General features: G+C 41.0%; 16 protein-coding genes. 15 read left to right on the top strand and 1 reads right to left on the bottom strand.

Features of this window, described 5'->3' with window-relative positions:
- Window positions 1-167: 167 nt before the first annotated feature.
- Window positions 168-2,915 (bottom strand): TonB-dependent receptor, encoded by a 2,748-nt coding sequence (locus ABKW31_RS15605; RefSeq protein ID WP_348617493.1) that lies wholly within the window; start codon window positions 2,913-2,915, stop codon window positions 168-170.
- A 710-nt stretch (window positions 2,916-3,625) separates the two neighbouring features.
- Between ABKW31_RS15605 and ABKW31_RS15600 the strand changes: the two genes are divergently transcribed.
- The 15 genes from ABKW31_RS15600 to ABKW31_RS15530 all read left to right on the top strand — a co-directional run bounded on the left by ABKW31_RS15600 (window position 3,626) and on the right by ABKW31_RS15530 (window position 24,784).
- On the top strand, window positions 3,626-6,127 hold the full coding sequence (locus tag ABKW31_RS15600) for a glycoside hydrolase family 88 protein (RefSeq protein WP_348617492.1): 2,502 nt from the start codon (window positions 3,626-3,628) through the stop codon (window positions 6,125-6,127).
- A gap of 421 nt (window positions 6,128-6,548) precedes the next feature.
- Window positions 6,549-7,313, top strand: coding sequence for a 2-dehydro-3-deoxy-D-gluconate 5-dehydrogenase KduD (gene kduD, locus ABKW31_RS15595; RefSeq protein ID WP_348617491.1), 765 nt, complete (start codon window positions 6,549-6,551; stop codon window positions 7,311-7,313).
- Between the two features lie 12 nt (window positions 7,314-7,325).
- Window positions 7,326-8,168, top strand: a complete 843-nt coding sequence (kduI, locus tag ABKW31_RS15590) for a 5-dehydro-4-deoxy-D-glucuronate isomerase (RefSeq protein ID WP_348617490.1) — start codon at window positions 7,326-7,328, stop codon at window positions 8,166-8,168.
- Window positions 8,169-8,194: 26 nt separating this feature from the next.
- The gene (locus ABKW31_RS15585) at window positions 8,195-9,175 is read left to right on the top strand and encodes a TRAP transporter substrate-binding protein (RefSeq protein ID WP_348617489.1); all 981 of its coding nucleotides are present in this window, start codon (window positions 8,195-8,197) and stop codon (window positions 9,173-9,175) included.
- A gap of 8 nt (window positions 9,176-9,183) precedes the next feature.
- Complete coding sequence (locus ABKW31_RS15580; protein WP_348617488.1) at window positions 9,184-9,687, top strand: TRAP transporter small permease; 504 nt, start codon at window positions 9,184-9,186, stop codon at window positions 9,685-9,687.
- Window positions 9,687-10,982 carry a TRAP transporter large permease gene (locus ABKW31_RS15575; protein ID WP_348617487.1) on the top strand — a complete coding sequence of 432 codons (1,296 nt, stop codon included), beginning with the start codon at window positions 9,687-9,689 and terminating at the stop codon, window positions 10,980-10,982. Before ABKW31_RS15580 ends, ABKW31_RS15575 begins: the two co-directional genes overlap by 1 nt.
- A 3-nt stretch (window positions 10,983-10,985) precedes the next feature.
- Entirely contained in the window at window positions 10,986-11,768 is a 783-nt protein-coding gene (locus ABKW31_RS15570; protein WP_348617486.1) for an IclR family transcriptional regulator, read from the top strand.
- Window positions 11,769-11,948: 180 nt separating this feature from the next.
- The gene (locus ABKW31_RS15565; protein ID WP_348617485.1) at window positions 11,949-12,986 is read left to right on the top strand and encodes a LacI family DNA-binding transcriptional regulator; all 1,038 of its coding nucleotides are present in this window, start codon (window positions 11,949-11,951) and stop codon (window positions 12,984-12,986) included.
- A 318-nt stretch (window positions 12,987-13,304) separates the two neighbouring features.
- Window positions 13,305-14,753 carry a glycoside hydrolase family 28 protein gene (locus ABKW31_RS15560; protein WP_348617484.1) on the top strand — a complete coding sequence of 483 codons (1,449 nt, stop codon included), beginning with the start codon at window positions 13,305-13,307 and terminating at the stop codon, window positions 14,751-14,753.
- 10 nt (window positions 14,754-14,763) lie between these two features.
- Window positions 14,764-16,242, top strand: a complete 1,479-nt coding sequence (locus tag ABKW31_RS15555) for an altronate dehydratase family protein (protein WP_348617483.1) — start codon at window positions 14,764-14,766, stop codon at window positions 16,240-16,242.
- Window positions 16,243-16,263: 21 nt separating this feature from the next.
- On the top strand, window positions 16,264-17,688 hold the full coding sequence (gene uxaC / locus ABKW31_RS15550) for a glucuronate isomerase (protein WP_348617482.1): 1,425 nt from the start codon (window positions 16,264-16,266) through the stop codon (window positions 17,686-17,688).
- Window positions 17,689-17,696: 8 nt separating this feature from the next.
- Window positions 17,697-19,160, top strand: a complete 1,464-nt coding sequence (locus tag ABKW31_RS15545; protein ID WP_348617481.1) for a mannitol dehydrogenase family protein — start codon at window positions 17,697-17,699, stop codon at window positions 19,158-19,160.
- Between the two features lie 75 nt (window positions 19,161-19,235).
- The gene (locus ABKW31_RS15540; protein WP_348617480.1) at window positions 19,236-20,174 is read left to right on the top strand and encodes a sugar kinase; all 939 of its coding nucleotides are present in this window, start codon (window positions 19,236-19,238) and stop codon (window positions 20,172-20,174) included.
- Window positions 20,171-21,514 carry a pectate lyase C gene (locus tag ABKW31_RS15535; RefSeq protein WP_348617479.1) on the top strand — a complete coding sequence of 448 codons (1,344 nt, stop codon included), beginning with the start codon at window positions 20,171-20,173 and terminating at the stop codon, window positions 21,512-21,514. Before ABKW31_RS15540 ends, ABKW31_RS15535 begins: the two co-directional genes overlap by 4 nt.
- Window positions 21,515-21,808: 294 nt before the next feature.
- The gene (locus ABKW31_RS15530) at window positions 21,809-24,784 is read left to right on the top strand and encodes a TonB-dependent receptor (protein WP_348617478.1); all 2,976 of its coding nucleotides are present in this window, start codon (window positions 21,809-21,811) and stop codon (window positions 24,782-24,784) included.
- Window positions 24,785-24,812 lie beyond the last annotated feature (28 nt).

Raw genomic sequence — 24,812 nt, 5'->3', positions numbered from 1 at the left:
TTTGCCTTGTATTAGTTAATAAATTCGTTAAATTAAATGAATAAAAGAAGATATATTAATCGAGGGAAGTAATAATTGACGTTGTGTTTTGAATAATAAAGCTACCCATAAAAAAAGACAAAGCTTACCTCAGTAAACTTTGTCTTTATTGATATTTAAATCACATTTTAATATTTATATTTTAGACCTAGATAATATTGGCGACCAGTACTGTGGTAGTAGGACAAGCGATTACCTTCTGAGTCTACCCATTGATCGTCCACTTCATCCGTTAAGTTCAATGCTTCAAGGGTAACTTGCACTTGCTGATTAATTTTATAACTCATCGCTGCATCAACGTTAGTGGTTGGGTTAGTCCCTTCCATATCATTGCCATTTCGACCAATTGCATTCGTTAAGTAGTCAGAGCGATAGGCCATTGATACGCGAGCGCTGAAAGCCTCTTTTTCATAATACACAGTGGCACTTTGAGATTTTTCAGAAAGACCTTGTAAGGTGCGTGTAGCTAGCACCTCTCCGGCGGTATTAACGTAATCAAGTTCCCCTTTCACTTGGGTATAATTAGCCATTATGCCAAAGTCTTGCCAAAACTCAGGTAAAAAACTAAATGGTGTTTGAAATATGATTTCAAAGCCGTTAATTGCACCGCCAGGACCATTAAGTGGAGTCGTTGTTTCCCAATTGACAAATTCGTCACATCCAAACTCCGCTCCGTAGCCAGGGCCAGCTGCGCAAGCATCTATAGCAGCTTGCACAGGTAAACCTGTTTCTAGGAAAGTTTTAGTTTGACGAAGATTTTGAACTTGGCTTTCTACATCTTTTCTAAATAATGCGACCGCAAATACGCCCTCATTTTCGAAATACCATTCAAGCCCTAAATCATAAGTTTTTGCTTTGGTAGGTTCTAGTGTTGGGTTACCACCACTGATAGTACGTGAACCCCCAGAGACAGATACAGATACATTGGGGCGTATGCTTTGCAAACCTGCTCTAGCCATTACTTCCGCATAGCCAAACCGCACTAGTACGTCTTCTTTGAGTTCAAATACCAAATTCATAGAGGGTAGAAATTCAGAATAGTCGTGCACTGCAGTAACTAATTCATCAGCACCACCTATTTTCGCCCAAGCAGTAGAGCTTTGATCTGTCTTTACATAGCGAACACCAAAATCGCCTCGCATTGGTATTTCACCTAGCTCAGTATCGAGTATAAGTTGAGCAAATGCCCCTGTGGTTTTTTCGTTTGCTGAGTAGTTGTCAGCTAAACGGTTCTGTTCACTGACTTCAAATGTGCCAGTATTACTATAAATATTAAAAGCGTCAGAAATTGCGTTACGATCTGGAATAACCCAAATAGGATTAGGTCCTAAACCTGAGTCGTAACTGGTTAAGTACTCAGGTGCTACAGAAATTACTGCCGCTGCACCACCTTCTGATTTCAAACGCGCTTCAAAAGTATCAAATTCAAACTTCTTATAATGCAGGCCAGTTTTAAGCGTTAATTCGTCAGTTAAGTCGTAGTTTAAATTTGCTTGGGCAGAGTCAAAATTATTTTCAGCTCCCAAAGGACGTAAGCGTAAACTATTTGAATTCCAACCATCTTTATCAAACACTTCTGAACCAAAACTTAAAATCGGGTCTTGGCGCAAACCTGCTCGATAATCATAAGTGAGATCTACACCTCGCTTTTCCATCACAATTGTCGTTTGAACTGGATTATCAAATTCAGACTTGGCAAGTCCTATCATGGCATCTAAGGTTAAACGATCTGAAAAAGTATGTTCTATCGATAAGGTAAATTGACTAAACTCAGTCGTTAATTCGTCATAGCGACTTTCTGCTCTAACTGTGGCGTTTTCAAAGGCGCCGTAAGTCATAGTATTACTGTCGTCAATCTCGTAAGCAGTTACATTCATCACTCTGGTCAAAGAAGAACTGTTTAAAATGCCTTGCAAAAATGTTTCCTGTCGAGATGAATCATTTTTTGAATAAAGCAAATCGAAACTAATTTCAGTATCGCTTGTTGGTCTGGCTTGAAACGAAGCACTGAAACCAAAACGGTCAGACTCGTGCAAATATGAATCGTAGCGCGGTAAACGAGGACGGAACGCTTCATTAAGAGAAGTGAGTTCAATCGCATCACCCGCACCATTATAAGTTCCAAAATCGTTTGAATTATCCCAACGAACAGTACTTGCACCATTGTCTTCTAAGTTGCGTTGTGAATAAGAAGCCGAAAACAAAGCACCAAACTTTCCATCTGCAAAGGTATTACTGATCAAAAATGAGGCCTTTGGATCTGAATCACCAGACATATCGTTATAGCCTAGCTGGCCAGCAGCGGCCATGGTGAAGCCTTTGTAGTCAAAAGGTTGAGATGCTTTTAAATCAACGGTTGCACCTAAAGAGCCTTCTTCAACATCTGCAGATGCTGTTTTTCTGACAGTTAAGGAGCTAAATAAGTCAGAAGAAAATGTATTAAAATCAAAACCACGACCACGGTTTGCACCACCAATCGCGTCTGTTCCACCGCTCGTTGCGATGGCTTCCATACCGTTAATTCTTACGCGAGTAAATTCAGGCCCAAGGCCCCTAACTGATATTTGACGGCCTTCGCCAGCAGCGCGACTTATCGTAACACCTGGGATGCGTTGTAGAGATTCTGCTAAGTTTAAATCAGGGAAATCGGCTATATCTTCCGCTAATATTGCGTCAACAGAACCAATAGATGACCGCTTATCGAGCAAAGCTCTATTGAGGCTGTCTCTAAAACTACCTGTAACTTCGATGACTTCTGTTTCATCAATAGGTGCTGGTATTTCTTCAGCGTATAGACTTAAAGTTGTTAGTCCCATTAATAGGCTGCTCATAGCTAAGGCCAGTGGCCTTCTAGCAAAAACGTTGATCTGGTTCATATTCGTGTCCTATTGTGTGTAGTCAATGTGTTTTCATTTGGATTTGATATCCATCCTTAACTGCAAATATCTGCTAGGCCTTACATTCATAGCTATTAAGTCAATAATCGAACAGAATGAGTGATAATTTAACCTTTTTACAAAAGGTGTAGAAAACTTGTTAATAAGGTTCAGGTATTGCGTTAATAATGCTACTACCTGATGCTACCGGTGGCAATTTAATTTAAAAAAGCGGCTTAAACTGTCGATTATCTTTTTATAAACGCTTTAAAACAATAACTTAAGAGTTTTGCAAAGGTATTTAAGTGCTAATGTTAGTCATAAATTTATCGATTAGTAGTCATTATCAAACGGAACTTAATAACAAATTATTCATATTTGAATAGATGTAAGTTGCAAAAATGTATTTTCGGCTAAGTACAAAATACATTTTAGTGTTTAAGCTCGCTAAACTGACCAATATTAAGCGAGAAGTATGCGTTCTAATCCTTATGTTAATTATTTTTACAAAAATACGAGTATTGATTGACAGGTGAAAGAACGCAGTGATAGCTTCATTTGCTACCGGTAGCAAATATTTGGAGCAAGATAAACTCATGAGTTTAGACCTCAAGAACGTTTTATGATTTGCTTAAAAATTAAATTCACTATCCGTGGTATTCAAATTGTACAATCTAATAGGAGACAAATTCGTGATTAGTCAAAGACATATGAAACTGTCAATAATACCTCTAGCTTGTCTTGCGCTCATGGCATGCGAAAAACAAAGCAAACAAAAAGATAACCTTGAAGTGGCGGCTGGCCGCGCTATTGCTGTTGCAATGGTTGAATTACAAAATCCATCAGAGTTTACCCGCGAGCAACAAGCTAGTTACTTTAGTTATTACGATCTGGGCCTAAGCGATAAACAGGCAGAAGCTGGATTATTTGTCATTGCTGATGGTAAGGCTTTGGATTCTCAGCAGGTGGATTGGGATTTCGATGGGGCGCCGGATGGCATTTTATTTTTGACTGACTTAGAGCCAGGGGCACTCAAAAGCTACGAAATATATTCAGGTGAGACTAGTCTTGCTATTAGCCAGACAAAATTAACTCAGGCTGAAATATCAGTAAAAACAGGCGGAGAATGGGTTAAGCACTCTAAACAACCTGATAGTGAATTTCAGGAATATGTTGGCGGTTCATTTCAAAACGTTCAGTCAGTCACACCTCCATCTCAATATACTGATCACTCTAATTGGATCCGTTATGAAGGCCCAGGTATTGAGTCAGATAAAGTGGGGTATCGAATTTATCTGGATTGGCGCAATGGTTTTGATATTTTTGGCAAGCTGATCCCTGAACCAGTCTTACAACAAGTAGGACTTGACGGATATGAGTCATACCATAATAGAGAAAACTGGGGTATGGATATTTTAAAAGTGGGTGATTCACTTGGTGCCGGTGGATTTGGCCTTTGGCATAATGACCAGTTAACACTAATTCAGAAAACAGCCAGTTTGAATGCCGAAATCCTTGAAAATGGTAATCTACGCTCGTCATTTAAAATCAAATATGAAGATTGGCAAAGTGAACTTGGCAAACAAGATTTTACGGCTAATTTTGCTATGTTAGGTGGCAGTCGCCTAGCTAAGGTTGAGCTAAATTTTACTCAAGCAGTTGATAATATAGCAATTGGTGTGGTCAAACATCCCGATACTACATTTATCCAAGGTGAACTCGACATTACAGGCAAGGCCTATACTTATATAGCAAGTTGGGGTAAGCAAAGCTTAAGCGGTGAAAATTTAGGCATGGCAGTTTTCTTTTTAAAAGAAGATTTAGACAAAGTTACCCAGAATGAATCAAACTATATTGCCGTATTAAACCTAAAGGGTAAGCCAAACAGTACAAATCAAGAAGCGCACGAGTTAGATTATTATTTCGCGGCTGTTTGGGCTGTGGAAAGTGGCATTAATGATCTTGACGCTTTTGAACACTACTTAGAGCAAGAGGCTGAAAAGTTAACTCTCCCACCACGACAAAGGCTTAAAACCCAAAGCAGCATTCTCAGTTCCCAGATACAGATAGACCCAGAACAAGCGCTAAGTTGGAGCCAACGATTAGCCGATTCAGAATTACGGCGTAAAACATTGGATTATCGATATGATGGTTGGGATGTTAATCGTCAACGCAAACCCAAATTTGAATATGACATCGTAGGCTTAAATCCCCTAGCATATGATGATTTAGGGCAAAAGTTAGACAATCCTCGATACAAAGCAGTGTTAGAACAGGTAACCGGATCGTTTATTCAGAAAGATGGAAATATTCACCAATATAAACTTGAAAACTACAATATTGATGCTGTCGCACCAGGCCGAGCAGTGCTGCGTTTATATCAACTTACGGGTTATGAAAAATATAAAAAAGCGGCAGATATATTACGTAATCAGCTAGCATCCCAACCAAAAACCTCTGAAGGTGCTTTTTGGCACAAGCAAAAGTATAGCAATCAGCTTTGGCTTGATGGGGTTTATATGGGCATGCCTTTCTTAGCGGAATATTCTGCCTTATTTGAAAAAGGACATAGCTTTGAAGAGGTTATTAATGAGTTCAAACTAACCCGTAAATACTTAAGAGACCCAAAAACTGGCTTATATTATCATGCTTGGGATGAGTCGAAACAACAAAGCTGGGCTGATCCAAAAACCGGTTTGTCATCACATTTTTGGGGCAGAGGGGTAGGCTGGTTAGCCTTAGCTTTAGTCGATGTTCTTGACTATATTCCACCTGAAAACCCTCAGCAAAGACAAGTGTTACTCGACATGGTATCTGAGTTAGCTAATACCCTAATTGAATATCAAGATCCCGCTACACATACTTGGTGGCAGGTGATGGATAAACCTATGGCGACCGGCAATTACCGTGAGTCGTCAGCCTCTGCCATGTTTACTTATTTTTTTGCTAAAGCGGTCAATCAGGGCTATTTACCTTCGAGCTATAAAGATGTTGCCACACAAGCTTATCAAGGCTTATTGACAGAATTTATGTTAGTGCATGCAGATGGCAGTGTAAGCATGACCAATCAATGTTATGTGGCTGGTCTTGGATTTGGTCGCGATGGCAGCTACCAGTATTATATGAGTGAGCCGGTGGTCAAAAACGATATTAAAGGTAATTTTGCTTTTATATTAGCAGGGATTCAAATAGCAAAATTACTTGAGCGTTAGGTGAGAAGTCATAAGTAAAAAGGATAAACATCGACGTTTAAAAGTGCGTTGGTATTATCCCTTTTTTGTGGCTGTGCGCTATTAAAAGCGACCTTATAATATATTAGGTCTATTTGTCAGGGCCGTTCAGCGTAATCTATTAATCCTCATTATGAGTCTATACAACCCAGAAGCAATAGGTATGGCTTTAACTCGGTGCCTATACATTAAGTAAAAATTGTTTGACAATTTGCTACCGGTGGCAAAAAATAAGTGTATTGTAATAACTATGTTAATTTAAGCCGAAAATTATGAGATCAACGAATAGAAGTATTATGTTCAAATATGAATATTTATGTTGGTATTTGAATATTAATTATCACTATTTGAATTAAGTTGAGAATATAGCCAGCACTCAATGTAAGTGGCATGGAATGAAAAAATGAATTTATCAGGTTTTTCTTTAGAACATAAATGGGCATTAGTGACTGGAGCAAGTCGGGGCTTAGGTCAAGCAATCGCTCTCGGGTTGGCGCAAGCAGGGGCTAACATTATTTGCGCCAGTTCGAAACCCGATGGTTGCAGACAAACTATTGCAGCTATCAAAGAGGCCGGCGGCACTGCATTAGGTTTATCAGCAAATTTAAGTGATGAATCTGCTGTTCGTCAATTAGCAGTTGATGCATTAGAAGTATCAGGTGGAGTCGATATCTTAGTAAATAACGGCGGTACGATCTTTCGTCAATCTGCAGTAGATTATCCCATGGAAGAATGGCGCAGAGTGATACAGGTAAACGTAGACTCGGTTTTTTTGTTAAGTCAGTTACTTGGCAAAGAAATGATTGCAAAAAAACAAGGGAAGATAATTAATATTGCTTCTATGTTGTCATATAGCGGTGGCATGACAGTGCCAGCCTATACCGCCAGTAAACATGCTATTGCAGGCGTGACTAAAGCATTAGCCAACGAATGGGCGCAATACAACATTCAGGTCAACGCCATTGCACCAGGATATTTCAAAACGGATAACACCGCCGCTCTACAAAGTAATGAGATACGTAATAAAGAGATTACGCAACGAATTCCAGCGGGATATTGGGGTGAGCCTGAAGATTTGCAGGGCGCTGCGGTATTTTTAGCGAGTAAAGCCAGTAATTATGTCAACGGGCATATTCTTGCCGTTGACGGTGGTTGGTTGGCGAGATAAGGAAAAGACAACATGACTACAAGTTTCGAAGTACGCTATGCCGTAGGGCAAAGAGAAGTTAAAGGGTACGATACTCAACAGCTCAGGCAAGAGTTCTTAGTTGAAAACTGTATGCAAGATGACAAAGTGTATTGGGTCTACAGTCATTATGAACGTTTTATGGTTGGTGGTGCAGTACCGGTCAGTCATACTTTGGTTCTAGAAACAATTGATCCTCTCAAGTCAGCACACTTTTTAGGTCGTCGCGAACTTGGTATCATTAATGTTGGTGGAGCAGGTGTGGTTACCGTAGGTAATTCACACTTTGAGCTCGCGTCAGAGGAAGCTCTTTATGTGGGACAAACGACAGAGAAAGTGAGCTTTAGCTCCGTCGATGCACAAAAACCAGCCCGTTTCTACCTCAACTCCACTCCTGCCCATTATCCCTATCCCCATAAAAAAGTGGGTAAAGCCGACGCTAATGTCTTACACCTAGGTAGCCAAGCAAGCTGTAACGAAAGAGACATTAATCAGCTTTTGATTAATACCGTGGTAGAAACGTGCCAGTTGCAAATGGGCTTGACTCGTTTAGCACAGGGCAGTGTGTGGAATACCATGCCGGCTCACCAACATGATAGACGCAACGAAGTGTATTTCTATTTTGATTTAGCCGAACATCAAGCGGTTTGTCATTTTATGGGAGAGCCCAAAGAAACTCGTCATATTTGGGTTGCTAACGAAAATGCTGTTATTTCTCCCCCTTGGTCGATTCATTGTGGTGTGGGTACTGGAAATTATGCCTTCATTTGGGGCATGGCAGGTGAAAACCTTGATTATGACGATATGGATAAATACCAAGCGGACCAATTGCGTTGATGACTAATCAACTGAGGATAAATTAAATGAAGTACTTCAGGCTTGGCGTCACTATTACGCTGACAGGTTTACTGTGTTTACTAAGTGCTTGCAGTAAACATGATGATACGGTTATTTTGCGCTTAGGTCATTCACTCGACACACAACACACTGTGCATAAAGCCATGGTGTATTTGGGAGAAAGACTGGATTTATACTCAGCAGGCAAAATGAAAGTGCTTATCTATCCTAGCAGTCAATTAGGTTCTGAACGTGAAATGGTAGAGCTTTTGCAAATCGGTAGTTTGGCGATGACAAAAGTATCAGCCAGTCCACTTGAAGGTTTTGTACCGGAAATGCAATTGTTCAGTATTCCTTATGTGTTTCGAGATAGAGAGCATTTTTGGAAAGTACTAAACAGTGAATTAGGTATGTCACTGTTAAAAGGAACTGAAAAGGTACGACTAAAAGGCTTAGGTTATTATGATGCAGGGAGTCGTAGTTTTTATACTACTAATACACCAGTGAACTCGCCGGCCGATTTACAAGGTAAAAAAATAAGAGTCCTAAATAGTCCAACAGCAGTTAAAACCGTTCAAGCACTTGGAGGCGCAGCAACCCCAGTTTCGTGGGGTGAGCTTTATACTGCCTTGCAACAGGGCGTTGTTGATGGCGCAGAGAACAACCCGCCTAGCTACTATTTGTCACGTCATTATGAAATTTCTCGTTACTACACGCTAGATGAACATACGTCAGTACCTGATGTTATGTTAGCCAGTTTAGCTGTTTGGAATTCACTTACCAAAGAGCAGCAAGGATGGTTAACCCTAGCTATGGCTGATTCAGTGGAATACCAAAAAAGGCTCTGGCAACAAGCTTCAGACGAAGCCCTAGTAGCGGTAAAGGCTGCAGGGGTTGAGGTTATTTACCCCGATAAACAGTTATTTCGAGATGCAGTAAAAGAATTCCATGAGTCTTTTACTGGAACTGAAGTTGGCAAGATCATGCAACAAATTGAAGAAATGTAGGCTTACTAATGAATTCAGTGATTAAGTATTTAGATAAAACGCTAGCTGCAGCACTTATGCTGGTTATGGCCAGTATTCTGCTGTGTGTTAGTTGGCAGGTTATTTCCCGATACATGTTAAAAGACCCCAGCTCAGTGACTGAGGAGTTAGCTCGCTTTTTACTTATCTGGGTTGGTATGTTGGGAGCGGTATATGCTTATCGGACTAACAGTCATCTTGGCTTAAACTTGGTATTGGATAAAATGTCTCCTGTTTACAAAAGGATGACACAAGTATTGATCCAGTTGTTAGTCATCGTTTTTTCAGCTTTAGTCTTAGTTTTTGGCGGTTATGAATTGGTAGACCTAACCTTGGAACTTAAGCAAATTTCAGCAGCGCTTAGTATCAATATGGGTATTGTTTATGCTGTATTACCTATTTCGGGCATATTACTGATCATTTATTCATTGGTTAATCTAAGCAATTTATTCAGTGGCAAAGTGCTTGAAACCACTACTCAGGAGTCGGTGTAATGGGCATGACCGTTTTTGTATTACTCTTCGTGTTTTTTATCTTACTTATTTTGAGTGTACCTATCTCGTTTAGTATTGGTATTGCAACATTAGTTACTATGCTTGTGAGCATGGATTTGACTCCAGCGGTTACTACTATTGCACAGCGTATGGTTGGCGGCTTAGACAGTTTTGCTTTACTGGCCATTCCATTTTTTGTACTTTCAGGTTTAATCATGGGCAAAGGAGGGATTGCTAAACGTTTGATTGAATGTGCGATGGCGCTAATTGGTGCGTTGCCTGGCGGTTTAGCCTTAGTCAACGTAGTATCGTGCATGTTATTTGGTGCTATTTCAGGTTCAGCGGTTGCGGCAACTTCCGCTATTGGTAGCTTTATGCTGCCAGAAATGAAAAAGAAAGGTTATGATCCAAACTTTAGTGCTGCAGTAACAGCTGCGGCAGCTACTACTGGCATGCTGATCCCACCAAGTAATATTCTTATCATTTATGCTATTGCCAGTGGTGGTGTATCTATCGCTGCACTGTTTATGGCGGGGTATCTACCCGGTATCCTAGTGGGTTTATCACTAATGGTAGTGTGTATGATTTACGCTAAGCGTCAAGGTTACCCTACCGAAGACCGATTGCCCTTAAGACTGGTTGCTCAAAAGTGTCTAGCGGCAGTTCCTAGCCTATTTTTAATCTTCTTGGTAATTGGTGGCATTATCGGTGGTATATTTACCGCCACAGAAGCGGGTGCAATCGCGGTGTTTTATTCAATGTTTTTGTCTATGGGTGTTTATCGCGAAGTCAAAATGAGCGAGTTCCCAAGCTTGTTACTCAAGTCAGCAGAAACCACTGCCATCGTATTACTGTTAATTGGCGCATCAACGGCTATGTCATGGTTGCTGTCATTTGAAAATATTCCACAAACCTTTAGCGATTTTTTACTTGCCCTTAGTGATAATCCTATCATTATTTTGTTACTGATTAATCTCGTATTAATTGTTGTCGGTGCTTTTTTAGATATGACACCTGCGGTATTAATATTTACCCCTATTTTCTTACCCGTGGCGATGCAACTGGGTATGTCACCTTTACAGTTTGGCATCATGATGGTACTTAATCTTTCAATTGGCTTGTGTTCTCCGCCCGTAGGTGCGGTATTATTCGTCACCTGTGCGATTGCCAAAACCAAATTAGAGAACATTATCAAACCCTTGATACCCCTCTATTTTGCGATGTTTGTGGTGCTTATGTTGGTGACTTTTGTCCCTTGGGTAAGCGAGGCTTTTCCCCGTTGGTTAGGATTGTAATTTATGGAACGTTATTTAATACCTGGTGTTGTACATGCCTGTGAAGTGATGCGTTTGTTAGCTAAGCACGGTACTGGCATGACATCACAACAAATTGAAAGTGCCATAAGTTTGCCACGTACTACTGTATTTCGTTTATTACGTACTCTTTGTGCACAACAAATGTTAGAGAAGCGGGAAAAGAAATACTACTGCGGCGCTGATTTAATGAATATAGGACTACAAGTAATTAGTGCTGACCGTCTGCATCAAATAGCTATTCCACATGTGCAGCGTTTAGCTTTAAAAACGGGGCACACCGCACATTTAGCCGTACCTCATCACGGCAGCGCGCTTATTGTTGAAGTGTTTGATAGTCCCCATCCATTGAAAGTGGCCAGTCGACCAGGTATGCGAGCATTAATGCATTGTTCTTCCACGGGTAAAGTTTTCTTAGCTTTTCTATATTATGACAATATTGATTTAATTTTTGCTGAACAAACTATGGAAAAATGCACAGATAACACTATTACAGATGTCCCTCAATTGCGTAAAGAATTACAAAAAGTCATGGCATTAGGTTATGCAGTAGATGATCAAGAATACCACCCCGATGTGAGATGTGTTGCAGCGCCAGTGCGAGACAACCGAGGTGTGGTAGTTGCTGCAATTGGTATAACAGCCCCTGCGAGCTCCTTTACTAAAACGCAGATCCCACATTTTGCCGCGCAAGTTAAAGAAGCAGCCTGTGCAATATATAAAGACGCTTATCAGTTAGAAGCAAACCAACGTAGTAAGACCGGTTAATCAATAATTATATTATTTTTTTCATTTTGTTAAGAAAGGGCCGAGTTATGACTAAGTTTATGGTTTAAAAAGAAATGTTTGCTTAAACTCGACAAGATGTTTAACAATGAAAAAACTTTAAATGTTATCAGGGCACTAAAAGAGTATTTGCCGGGTAGGCGCTGAAATCAAGGAATAATAATGAGTGAAAAAAAGCCAACAATAAATGATGTAGCCAGAGAAGCAGGGGTATCAAAACGAACGGTATCACGTGTCATCAATGGCTCAAGCAGTGTTGGTGTCAAAACCTTAGCTTCAATTCAAGCAGTAATAAAGCGCTTAGATTATTCACCAGATAAGCAGGCGAGGGGGCTTGCGTCGAGCCGCTCTTATCTACTAGGGCTAATCTACGATAACCCAGATGCTCTGTATATTGATCAGGTTCAACGTGGAGTCTTAGACATTTGTTCTAAGAAAGGTTACGAATTAGTTGTTCATCCATGTAAATACAACAGCGCAGATGTGGTGCAAAACTGTTTAAGTTTTATTCGTCGTTCAAATATTGATGGCGTTATCGTGTTACCTCCTGTTTCAGAGTCCAAAGAGCTTGCAGCTGCGCTCAGAGCTGGGGAGCATTGTTATGTGCGTATGGCTTCTGTTGATTTAGATGATCATACAAATGTGGTCGTTTCTGATGATAGAGCCGCGATGCGTGAAATGGCTCGATATATTTATTCTCTAGGTCATAGAGAAATAGGCTTTATTACTGGACCACTGAATTATTATTCGTCGAAAGAGCGACTTGAAGGTTTTCGCTCTGCCTTAACAAAATTAGGCTTAAACTTAAAGGATGATTTAATTATTGAGGGCAAAAATAACTATCAAAGCGGTATAGAGGTCGCAACCTCATTGTTACAGCGAGATGACAGACCAAGCGCGATTTTTGCCAACAATGATGAAATGGCCGCGGGAGTTTTAAGAGCCGCTGTTGAACTTGGGATCAAAGTTCCACAAGAGCTATCCATTGCAGGGTTCGATGACAACTTATTAGCATCACGCATCATTCCCTCATTAACAACAATACAGCGGCCAGTAGGTGCAATGGCGTCACTGGCAGCATACAAAATTATTCAGTCAATTGAAAAACATACTGTGGAAGGTCCTGAAAGTGATTTCTTGGTTAAACCCCATCTCATTATCCGAGAATCAACCAGCACATTTGTTAGTAAGCACAAATAAAAGGTCGGCAATATACTTAGCAAAGACAGGTTAAATGACCAGAAAGCGGCTAAGGTGTGAGCATTTTGTTAATAGATTTAAGGGCAATTGGCTGCTGATAGACGGTAGCCGTTTGCTATTTGGACTGTATGCCTATTAGTCCAGCGCTCGAATTCATTGTCTTTCGGCCTTACAGTTATTTAGTGACGTTGACATTAGCTTATTATAGCCATAAAATGCCACCGGTGGCATATGTACAGATTTGTTAATTTATTACTGCTTTGATTTGACCATTTAGTGACGTCGAGACAAAGCGTCAAAAGAGGAAGTAAACATCTAATGCAAAGACGAATTTTTCTTAAATCTACATTAAGCCTCTGCGTTTTGGCCGCTTTGCCAAGTTGCTCATTGCAATATAAAAAGGTTCAAACAGCAGGGGCGTTTAGCCTAAGCGAGTTTGAAAATGACATTACACAGTTACGCAATAGTATTGTCCCAACCGTTTTTCCAAAGCGCGACTTTGAGGTTAAACGTTTTGGTGCCTTAGGGGATAAACTGTTTGACAATACCATGGCTTTTAAACAGGCGATTGAGGCTTGTCACCTTGCTGGAGGAGGACGGGTTATTGTGCCTGCAGGTCAATTTTTAACAGGACCTATCCATCTTAAATCTAATGTTAACTTTCATTTAGCTGATGGTGCCACGCTATTTTTTATCCCTGAGCCAGAACGGTATTTACCCGCTGTATTAACTCGCTGGGAAGGGGTTGAACTAATGGGTTATTCGCCGTTAATTTATGCCTACAAACAAGAAAATATAGCTATTACCGGCAATGGTACGATTCACGGTGGCGCAGATGATAATACTTGGTGGCCCTGGAAAGGGCCGAATAAAGAAGCACACTGGCAAATAATAAGTGATCAAGATCAAAAAGCAGCACGAGATCAACTGTTTACTGACGCTGAATCAGGCGTGCCTGTAAAAGACCGTGTCTACGCTGAAGGGGCGTATTTACGCCCGCCAATGATTCAAACCTACCAATGTAAAAAAGTATTAATCGAAGGGGTAACACTAACCCAGTCACCTTTTTGGTTAATCAATCCAGTGTTATGTGCAGACGTTATCGTGCGCAATGTTACCTGTCGTAGTCATGGCCCTAACAATGATGGTTGCGACCCAGAATCTTGTAATCGGGTTTTGATTGAAGATTGTACCTTTGATACGGGCGATGATTGTATCGCCTTAAAATCAGGTCGAAATGCAGATGGGCGACGGATTAATGCACCTATTCAAAATGTCTTAGTCAGCCGGTGTAAGATGAAAGACGGACATGGTGGCCTAGTGATAGGCAGCGAAATTTCTGGTGGAGCACGCAATATCTATTTAGATAATTGTCAAATGAGCAGCCCAGAGCTAGAAAGAGCCATTCGCATAAAGACTAATTCGGTGCGCGGTGGTCTGATTGAAAATATTTATGTTAATAATGTAGAGGTGGGTCAAGTAAAGGACGCTATCGTCATCAATTTTTATTATGAAGAAGGTGATGCAGGGCAATTCGATCCTCAAGTTAGAAACATTAATATTAATAATTTACGCGTAGATAATGCTTCCCGTGCGCTATTTATTAAAGGCTTTGAACGTGCGCCTATAGTCGGTTTGCATCTTTCTAATTGTCATTTTAATAATGTTAAAAAACCCCATGTAGTAGAGCATGTTAAACAGCTCACCTTAGACGATGTGTTTGTCGGTGACATGCCACTTTTAGCCAAAGATTTAGTTAGTTTATAAGGCCGCCAACATGAAACCTTTATTAAAAATTCATCATAATGACAATGTGGCTGTGGCAACGCGGGACCTTGCCACAGGGGAAGAATTTCCAGAGTTTGCTTTAACCTTAATTGAGGATATTCCCCGCGGTCACAAAGTTGCCTTGGTCAATATTGCACGTTTGGGGAACGTTATTAAATATGGCTTTGAAATCGGTGGAAGTCTCGAAGATATCGCTGCTGGTAGCCATGTGCATAGCCATAATTTAAAGACTAATCTTAAGGATGGTACTCAATATCAGTATGCCCCCATTGCAGTTAAGCATTCACCGGCGCAGAAGGAGCACTCCTTTAATGGCTTTCGCCGGGCTAATGGCAAGATAGGTATTCGCAATGAAGTCTGGATAATCAACACCGTTGGTTGTGTTAACCGCACAGCACAGCGAATTGCTCAAATATGTAGTCAACGCTTTTTTGGACAGGCTGATGCTTTTGTGGCTTTTACTCATCCCTATGGTTGTTCTCAACTGGGTGATGATCTAAAAGATACCAGGGCTATTTTAGCCTCACTATTAACCCATCCCAATGCGGGTGCTGTATTGGTAGTGGGTTTAGGTTGTGAAAACAATCAAATGGCGGCCCTATTAGAGCAAGCCGGTGACTATGATCCCAGCCGCCTACGATTTTATAATTCACAACAAGTTGGCGATGAGATTGAAGAGGGTGTCAATGCCATTGCAGAAATGTTGCCTTTGCTGGCTCAAGATAAACGCATAGAGTGTCCGGCAAGTGAACTGGTACTAGGCATGAAATGCGGTGGTTCAGATGCCTTTAGTGGAATTACGGCCAATCCATTAGTCGGCCGTATGGCCGATAAAATCACTAATATTGGTGGTACCGCCATTTTAACCGAAACGCCCGAAATGTTTGGTGCAGAGCAAATCTTAATGAATCGGGCCACCAATGCAAAGGTATATGGCCAGATAGTCGATTTAGTTAACGAGTTTAAGCAATATTTTATCGACCACAATCAGCCTATTTATGAGAATCCTTCACCGGGCAATAAAGCGGGTGGCCTCACCACTTTAGAAGAAAAGTCTTTAGGTGCCATTCAAAAAGGTGGGCAAGCCGCGATAACACAAGTGCTTAATTATGGCGAGCCTGTAGCAAATAAAGGCCTGGTTTTATTGCAAGCACCGGGCAATGATGCAGTTTCTTCAACTGCATTGGCCGCCAGTGGCGCGCATTTAGTACTGTTCACCACTGGTCGCGGCACACCTTTAGGGTTTCCCGTTCCAACGGTAAAAATTTCTTCTAATTCTGACCTTGCTCAACACAAACCACACTGGATTGATTTTGATGCAGGTACTGTTCTTGATGGTGTAAGCATGGATGAATGTGCCGACTTATTTTTTAATCAATTACTGCAATTTGCTTCTGGTCAACTGACCAAAAATGAAATAAACGATTGCCGCGAAATCGCTATCTGGAAAAGAGGCGTAACGCTCTAATGAATATGCAAGGAGCCTTTAATGGTTAATTCAACAATTTTACAACTTCATCCAGACAGACTTTTTCCAAGTGACGAAAAAGTAAGAGCTATTGCGCGTAATTTATATCAACAAATCAAAGATTTACCGATTATTAGTCCCCACGGTCATACTGACCCACGTTGGTTTGCTCAAGATGAGACGTTTGGAAATGCCACAGAACTGCTTATTCGGCCTGATCATTATGTGTTTAGAATGTTATACAGCCAAGGGATCCCCTTAGAATCCCTTGGCATTCGTCGCCAAGATGGCGTCGCGGTGGAACAAGATCCCCGTAAAATTTGGCACATCTTAGCTAAACATTACTATTTATTCCGTGGCACCCCCTCTCGTATGTGGCTCGACACGGTTTTTCATGACGTTTTTGGCATGCGCGAATTATTAAGCGCAAAAACCGCTGACAAATATTATGACGAAATTACCGCCAAGTTAAGTACCGCCGCCTACCGGCCAAGAGCCCTAATGGATAGGTTCAATATTGAGTTAATTTGCACTACTGAAGGCGCGTTGGATACCTTACCTCATCATCAAGCGATGCAGGGCACACCTATGCAGCACCGTGTGATTACCAGTTTCAGACCCGACGACGTGGTGGATGCATCCCGTGACGATTTTGTTGAAAATGTGCAAAAATTAGCTGAATTGACTGGGCAAGATACCCAGACTTGGGCTGGATATTTACAAGCCCTAAGACTGAGACGCAGTTACTTTAGAAGTCTTGGAGCCACTGCGACTGACCATGGTCATCCTACGGCACAAACTGCAGATCTGTCACTTAGTGATTGTGAGGCTCTATTTTCTATGTGTTTAACAGGTCAATCTAGTGGCGCTCAACAAGAGTTGTTCAGAGCACAAATGTTAACTGAGTTAGCCGGAATGAGCACTGAAGACGGAATGGTGATGCAAATACACCCTGGCGCTTTTAGAAATCATAACCCGCTCGTTTTCCAGCATTTTGGTCGCGATAAAGGTGCTGATATGCCGTCGCAAACGGAATATGTTCAAGCTCTTAAACCGATGTTAAACAAATATGGTAATGATCCTCATTTAAGCATCATTTTATTTACCTTAGACGAAACCACCTATGCCCGCGAACTCGCACCGTTGGCAGGCCACTACCCTTGCTTAAAACTTGGGCCTGCGTGGTGGTTTCATGATAGCCCTGAAGGTATGTTGCGTTTTCGTCATCAAGTTACTGAAACAGCTGGTTTTTATAACACAGTTGGTTTTAATGATGATACCCGCGCTTTTTTATCTATTCCTGCTCGTCATGATGTGGCTCGACGAATTGATTGTCGTTTTCTAGCTGACTTGGTGGCACAACACCGTATTAATGAGGATGAGGCAGTGCAATTGGCCTTCGATTTAAGCTACAACCTAGCTAAAAAAGCCTACAAGTTGGATTAATAAGCGACATGCAACAATTAAATAGAAATACCTTGAGACAATTACCCAGTACTGTTTTGCATAATAAAACAGCCCTCAATAGCGAAATTGGTATCGTACATTTGGGACCAGGTGCCTTTCATCGAGCTCATCAAGCAGTTTTTACAGATAACGCCATGGAATATGGTGGTAATTGGTGCATATGTGGCGTGTCGATGCGTAGCTCGGGAGTGAGAGATGAACTTGCGTCACAAGACAATCTATACACCTTGGCTGTACTGGATGAAAATCCTAGTTATCAATTAATTTCAGCCATTAAACAAATTTTGGTATTAAGTGAACAGCGCAGTCTAGTTATGCAACAATTGACGGCTGCCACTACCCATATCATCAGTCTGACAATTACGGAAAAAGGTTATTGTTTAACCAGCGACGGTTTGCTTGATTTAGCTCATCCAGATATAAAACATGATTTAGCTAATCCTGAAATTCCGTGCAGTGCTATTGGTTTACTTGTTACTGCATTAGCTTTTCGTCACCAAGAGTGCACAGCAGAGCTAACCATTATTAGTTGTGATAATTTGGCTGATAATGGCACTAAATTAGCTAAAGCTATCATCGCATTTGCGACACATGTTGATCCAGTCTTAGCTGCTTGGATTAAACAGACAATATCTTTTCCCAATACCATGGTAGATAGCATTACCCCTGCGACTAATGAAGCACTTCGAGCCAGAGTCGCGCAAGCCATTCAACTACAAGATAACTGGCCTATTCAACGAGAAGCCTTTACTCAATGGGTTATCGAAGATAATTTTAGTGGTCCCAGACCGGCTTGGGAAAAAGTGGGTGTTACCTTTACCAGTGATGTGAGTGCTTATGAGAAAGCTAAACTTCGTTTGTTAAATGGCAGTCATTCAACCTTGGCATATTTAGGCTTGCTTTGTGGTAAGGAAACGGTCAATGAAGCGATCAGCCATCCAACTTTATTCAAATTAATTGAAACTCTCTTAAAAGAACAAGTTAGTTTATCTTTTTCTGCCCCAGCAGAGATGAACGTCGATCAGTATATTGACGCCATTCTATTGCGCTATAACAATCGCCATATTCGACATTTACTCTCTCAAATAGCGTGGGACGGTTCGCAAAAACTCCCGTTCAGATTATTAGGTAGTATTCAAGATAATCTGGCTCAAGGGCAGCCTATTTCTTTATTATGCATAGGCGTTGCGGCGTGGTTGCAGTTTTTAGTGAGCGCTGCACAAACAAATTTTCCATTAGTTGATCCCTTAGCAGATAAATTAATTCGATGTGCCGCACTATGTGATGGTAAGTCAAAGGAGGATGTCACGCGTTTATTAGGCATTGAGCAGGTATTTCCGACTCCGTTGGTGAATAATACTGTTTTTATTGATGGCATTTGTCATGCATATTTAGGTTTGTCTCGTTTAAACGCTGATAACGTTACTGAAACATTAGAGGCCTTTTTATAGGCCCAGGTTTCGTATATTTACTTGTATTTTGATTGACAAATAGTTTTCCAAGTAAGCAAAAAGAGAGTCTGTCAGATGACACATCATATAATTATCGGCGAATGCATGGTGGAGATGTCCGGTCGTGGACAACACACTTATTATCAGACATTCGCTGGAGATACTTTCAATACGGCGGTTTATTTCAAGCGCTCTAATCCAGCACAAACTATCAGTTATTGGACAGCCGCAGGCACAGATAAAATCAGCCAGCAGTTTATGCAAAAGCTAAATGAAGAAAACATCGATACCTCGTTAGCATTTACTAGTGAAGATAAAACACTAGGTTTGTATATGATCGATACAGATAACAAAGGAGAACGCAGTTTTTCTTATTGGCGCAGTGATTCAGCGGCTAAACACCTTGTATCTTTATTTAAACAAGGTCAAGTGGTCTTAGATTTAACCAGGATAAAGAGTGTTTTTTTATCTGGCATCAGTTTAGCCATTCTAAGTGATGAAGATAAACAGAGCTTATTGGAAATGCTACTCGAATTAAAACAAAGGGGGTGCTGTATTATCTTTGACCCCAATTATCGACCGCAATTATGGACGTCTGCGCAACAAGCCCAACTATGGACAGATAAAGCTTATGCATTAGCTGACATCGCGTTTCCTGGTTGTGACGATCATCGCGTCTTATATGGGCACAACAGTATTAGCGATATTCAACAGCATGTAACAAACTGCGGGGTCAAAGAAATGGTCATTAAAAATGGCGAGCACGGTATTCAAATATTTTCACAAGCACAACATAGTATTATCCCAGCGCATAAAGTGGCTCAGGTAGTCGACACTACTGCAGCAGGCGATGCATTTAATGGCGGCTATTTGGCGGCAAGATTTGCTGGTAAAACAGAACAATATGCCGCGGGTTATGGTGCCAAAGTCGCAGCTTATGTTATTGGCCATAAAGGTGCGATTGTTGATAAAGAGTGCATGGGTGAGTTCCTTATGGCGAACCAACTATCATGAAATTGCTTAACAAATTTACCTTGCTGTTTTGCTCTGTGCTAATTTTTTCATGTGGCTCAGTAAGTTTTGCACAACCAACACTGGCCTTTCCTGAAGCTCAGGGTTATGGCAAATATACTGTCGGGGGGCGCGGTGGACAAGTCATTATCGTTGACTCCTTAGAAGACAGTGTAAAAGCACGACCAGGTACCTTACGTTACGCATTGAAGGCAAAGGGACCGCGGATAGTGGTCTTTAATGTTTCTGGCATTATTCATCTAGTTAAACCCCTAGAAATTAAAGAAGATTTTGTAACCATTGCAGGGCAAACATCACCCCAGGGCATTGTGATTACCGGTTCAGAAACTCAAATTGATGCAAATCAGGTTATTATTCGTTACTTACGCTTTCGCCCTGGTTCGGCCCACGAACAAGGGGACGCGGTAACAGCAAAACGTTTGAGTAATATTATTATCGACCATTGCTCTATGAGCTGGGCAAATGACGAAGTGGCTTCTTTTTATAACAATACTGATTTTACCTTACAATACAGTATTATTAGTGAAAGTTTGAATAATGCCGGCCATAAAAAAGGCAGTCATGGTTATGGTGGAATTTGGGGCGGGCAACGTGCCAGTTTTATTAATAACGTATTGGCCCATCATACCAGTCGTAATCCCCGTATTAATGGTTACCGCCTCAAACCCAATTACCCTGCGACAGGGGAGTTGGTCGATATTCGTAATAATGTTATCTATAACTGGTCAAATAACAGCACCTACGGCAACGAGGGTGGGCGAGTAAACCTCGTTAATAATACTTACAAACAAGGCCCAGCCAAGAGCGAAGCGCGTTTCTTTCAAATTAATTTCCCAGATGGAAAAACCGATCTTGGCCAAATGTATATCAATGGCAATACCATGACCGGTGATGAACACAAAAGCCAGAATAACCAATTAGCTGTGGAATTCAAAAATGAAAAGAACATCGCGCTAGATGAGGCCCTTGCGCTAAAAATCAAAATTTTAGTTAGCCAGCCCTTCGAAGATAATACAAGCTTAATATCAAAAGGGCGCAGCGCAGCGCAAAGTTATGCCCACTTAGTTATAGATAAAGAAGTGGGGGCCAATCGAGTGCGCCAGGGTTACTTTCAAGACTCAGTTGACCAACGAATACTGACTGAAATTGCTCAGGGTAGTGCTGCTATATCGAATGGCATTATTGATTCTGAACTGCAAGTTATTCGCAGTTGGGACGATTACGCATTAGAGTTCTCATCTGAGGATATGACCACAGCGATAAGTCAAACTAGCTACTCAGATGTACAACAATGGATTGATGAGCTCGGCAAGTTTAACTAAGGGTATTTGCAGTTTAAGCAGCACGGCTAACTCGCTAGCATAGTTGGCCTGATATCCACCTTGCTCAAGCATCAAAAAGATGGTCCAGCCATCGAATAATGAGCTGTAAAATTCATATATTTAACAAACGAATGTTTTTATTAACAATGTATTGACATCTTACTTTTTGCCACAGTAGAATGCCACCGGTGGCAACTCGAACATAGCCTGCCCTTTAAAGTGTGCCACCGGTGGCAAGTTAATTAATAGCTTCACCAATAATTTTTTGATGAAAATCTTAGGAGAAAATCCGAAATGAAAAGTTTTCAACTGAAGGCTTTAGCGATTGCAATGTCAATGGCTATCCCCGCTTATGCTCAGCAAGCCAAGCCAGTTAGTCCAGAACCCAATGAACTTCCACCTAATGCAAACTCAACGAGCGATGTATCTGGCAATCAAAATGACAACAGTGAATTTGAAGTCATTGAAGTAACAGGGGTGCGACAAGCAGATATTAAAGCAAGGGATTTAGAGCGCTTAAATAAAAGCTTTAGCTCTATTATTGCTACCGATGATTTAGGGAATTTTGTAGATCAAAACGTTGCCGAGTCATTAAGACGCCTACCTGGCGTCACATTGCAGCGCTCAGAGGGCGAAGGTAAATTTGTCAGTGTAAGAGGCTTAGGTCCTGGATTTGTTTCTGTCAATATTAACGGCTCAGCCATGTCTGGGGTAGGTGACGATAGAAAAGTCGGACTTGACGCTATTCCTGGCGATATTCTTGGTTCAATCGAAGTATTAAAAACTTTAACCCCTGATCAAGACTTAAACTCTATCGGCGGGACGGTCAACGTTAATGCTATTTCAGCTTATGATCGGGGAAAATCAACACTCAAAGCAAAGGTGCAAGATTCCTACAGTACCTTACGGGAAGAACATTCTCCTAAGTTTAGTATCGATGGCACGCAATTTTTCTTAGATAAAAAGATCGGGATCGGTTTTGCATTATCACAAGAAGAGCGTAAATCGCAGGTTAACGAAACCCGTCATCATAGCACCACTGAGATGCGCTACTATCAAGCTGACAAGGGATTCAGTGATATTGAAGATGCTGATGGCAATGTTATTTCAACGGCAGCACAACAAATTGCTGCAGGGCCAGAAATATTGGGACCGGTGCAACTAGAAAAACGGCGTGAAATTGCTGGCCGTACCCGCAAAGCTGCATCTTTAAATGTTGAATTTAAGCCGACCGAATCCAGTTACTATTATATCCGCGGCAATGTTACTCAGTTTACTGACTCTGATGTGGCCTTGCGTGAATTTTTTGATTTTCAAGATGCGGGTAGTGATGAAGTTCTGTATGTCAATAATACCACCAAAGAGTTTGTCATCAGTGATGTGGATATTTTTCACCAATACTTTATCCAAGGCGGGGATAACACCACAAAGTCATTTAGTCTCGGGGGTGAAAATCGCATTGCTGAAAGCTGGACCTTAGATTACGAATTAGCTTCATCCAGGTCATATGAAGAATCTAACAATGACAGACGGGTGCAATTTCGTGAACGAGACAACATTGTATATGGCCGCGGCAGTAAAGATAACATAGACGGTGCAGCCTTGAGTCAAGAGGAGACAGCTGCGCTAAGCGGATTGGATATCAGTACCTTTGGTACCTCAGAGTCCGGTGATGCAAGTAATTTAGCTAATTGGGAATTTGACAACCTATTCTTAGAAGATGGCACCCGCGATGATAGTATAAAAAGTGGCAAAATCAATTTAACCAAAGATTTTTATTATGAGCATTTAAGTTATGTAAAAGTCGGTGCGGCTGTTACCCAACGTGAATATGTGCGCGACAAAAACCGCGCGAGTTACGACCCCAGTGCTGCAGATTGTGGTGGTGATGAAACTTGTATAAGCGTGGTCAACTCAGTGCATTCTGACTACCCCAGCTCAATCCCCAAAGACAGTAACTTTTCTTACCCTTTTGTTGATCAAGACCGAATAGATTATATCGTTGAACGCTCAGCGATGACTCGTGATGCTGCAACACAAGGCGAATTATCCATTGACAGCACTAAAGAAGATTACACCTTAACAGAAGATACTAAAGCGGCATATATCATGGCAGAAATGCCTATTACCGATGATTTAGTGATGTCAGGCGGCGTACGTTATGTGGAAACTGAATTTTCATCTACCGGTTTCCTATCATTAGAAAATGATGACTTTCAATTTAATGGCGCTGGTTTGGGTAGTTTAGATATTGCCGTACCATTGCCTGAAGCCTCAATAAAATACAGTGAATATTTCCCCAGTGTACATTTGCGTTATGAGCCCCATGAAGACATTTTAGTGCGTGGGGCTATCTGGACTAGTTTTACCCGCCCTTCGTTTAAACAAGCACGGGCATTTGCCAAATTTGATAGTGATATTGAACTCTGTCCACCACAAAGTAACAACTGTGATGATTCGCAAGGTGGTGCGAATGTTGAGCAACTGCAAGATTATATATTGGGCTCTAACAATACCCTGGATGTAGGCAACCCCAATTTATTAGCGATGACATCAATTAACTATGATGCGTCAATCGGTTGGTATCCGAGCAAAGATTTGTTTATGGAAGCCTCAATTTTTTATAAAAACATCGATAATTTTATCGTTGATGTTAATGGCATAAGCATGGCATTGCCTGATTTACCTTTATCCTTGCCTGTTAATCAAATAACCGAATTTGTTATTCCGCAAAACCTTGTATTGAACGACGTCAATATTACCTTAAATGGTCAAAAAGCGACTGTATTGGGCATGGAACTGAGTTACAACCAGTATTTTGCCAGCGGCTTTTTTATTCAAAGTAATTTGACATTGTTGTCTAGTGAAGCTCAGCTTGATAGGTCTATTCGTGCTGATAAAGTGCCCTTGCCAGACCAAGCCGACACAACGTTTAACCTTACCTTAGGTTGGGAAAATGACGATTATTCAGTGCGCCTAATTGGCAATCATAGGGCAAAAATATTAGAAGAAGTTGGTTCTTGTCCAGCTAATTCAGACACTTGTAAAAGTTGGGCTGACCGTTATCAAGATGCCATCAAAAGTATTGATTTTAAAGCTCAATACAACATCAATAAGCAAATATCTGTGTACTTTGACGCCATTAATTTAACTGATGAAGTCGACCTTCGTTATTTTGCAGGTAACGTCGAAAGTGGCGGCCCAATTCTTTATCAAAAAGAAGAATATGGTAGGACGTTCCAGTTTGGTCTCAATTACAAATTTTATTAATTAACCAGTAATTCAGAAATTAAATACT

The organism is Paraglaciecola sp. 25GB23A (assembly GCF_040012495.1).
Lineage (GTDB): Bacteria > Pseudomonadota > Gammaproteobacteria > Enterobacterales > Alteromonadaceae > Paraglaciecola.
Note: the sequence above shows the minus strand (reverse complement) of the source record. Positions and strands in the feature narration are given on the sequence as shown.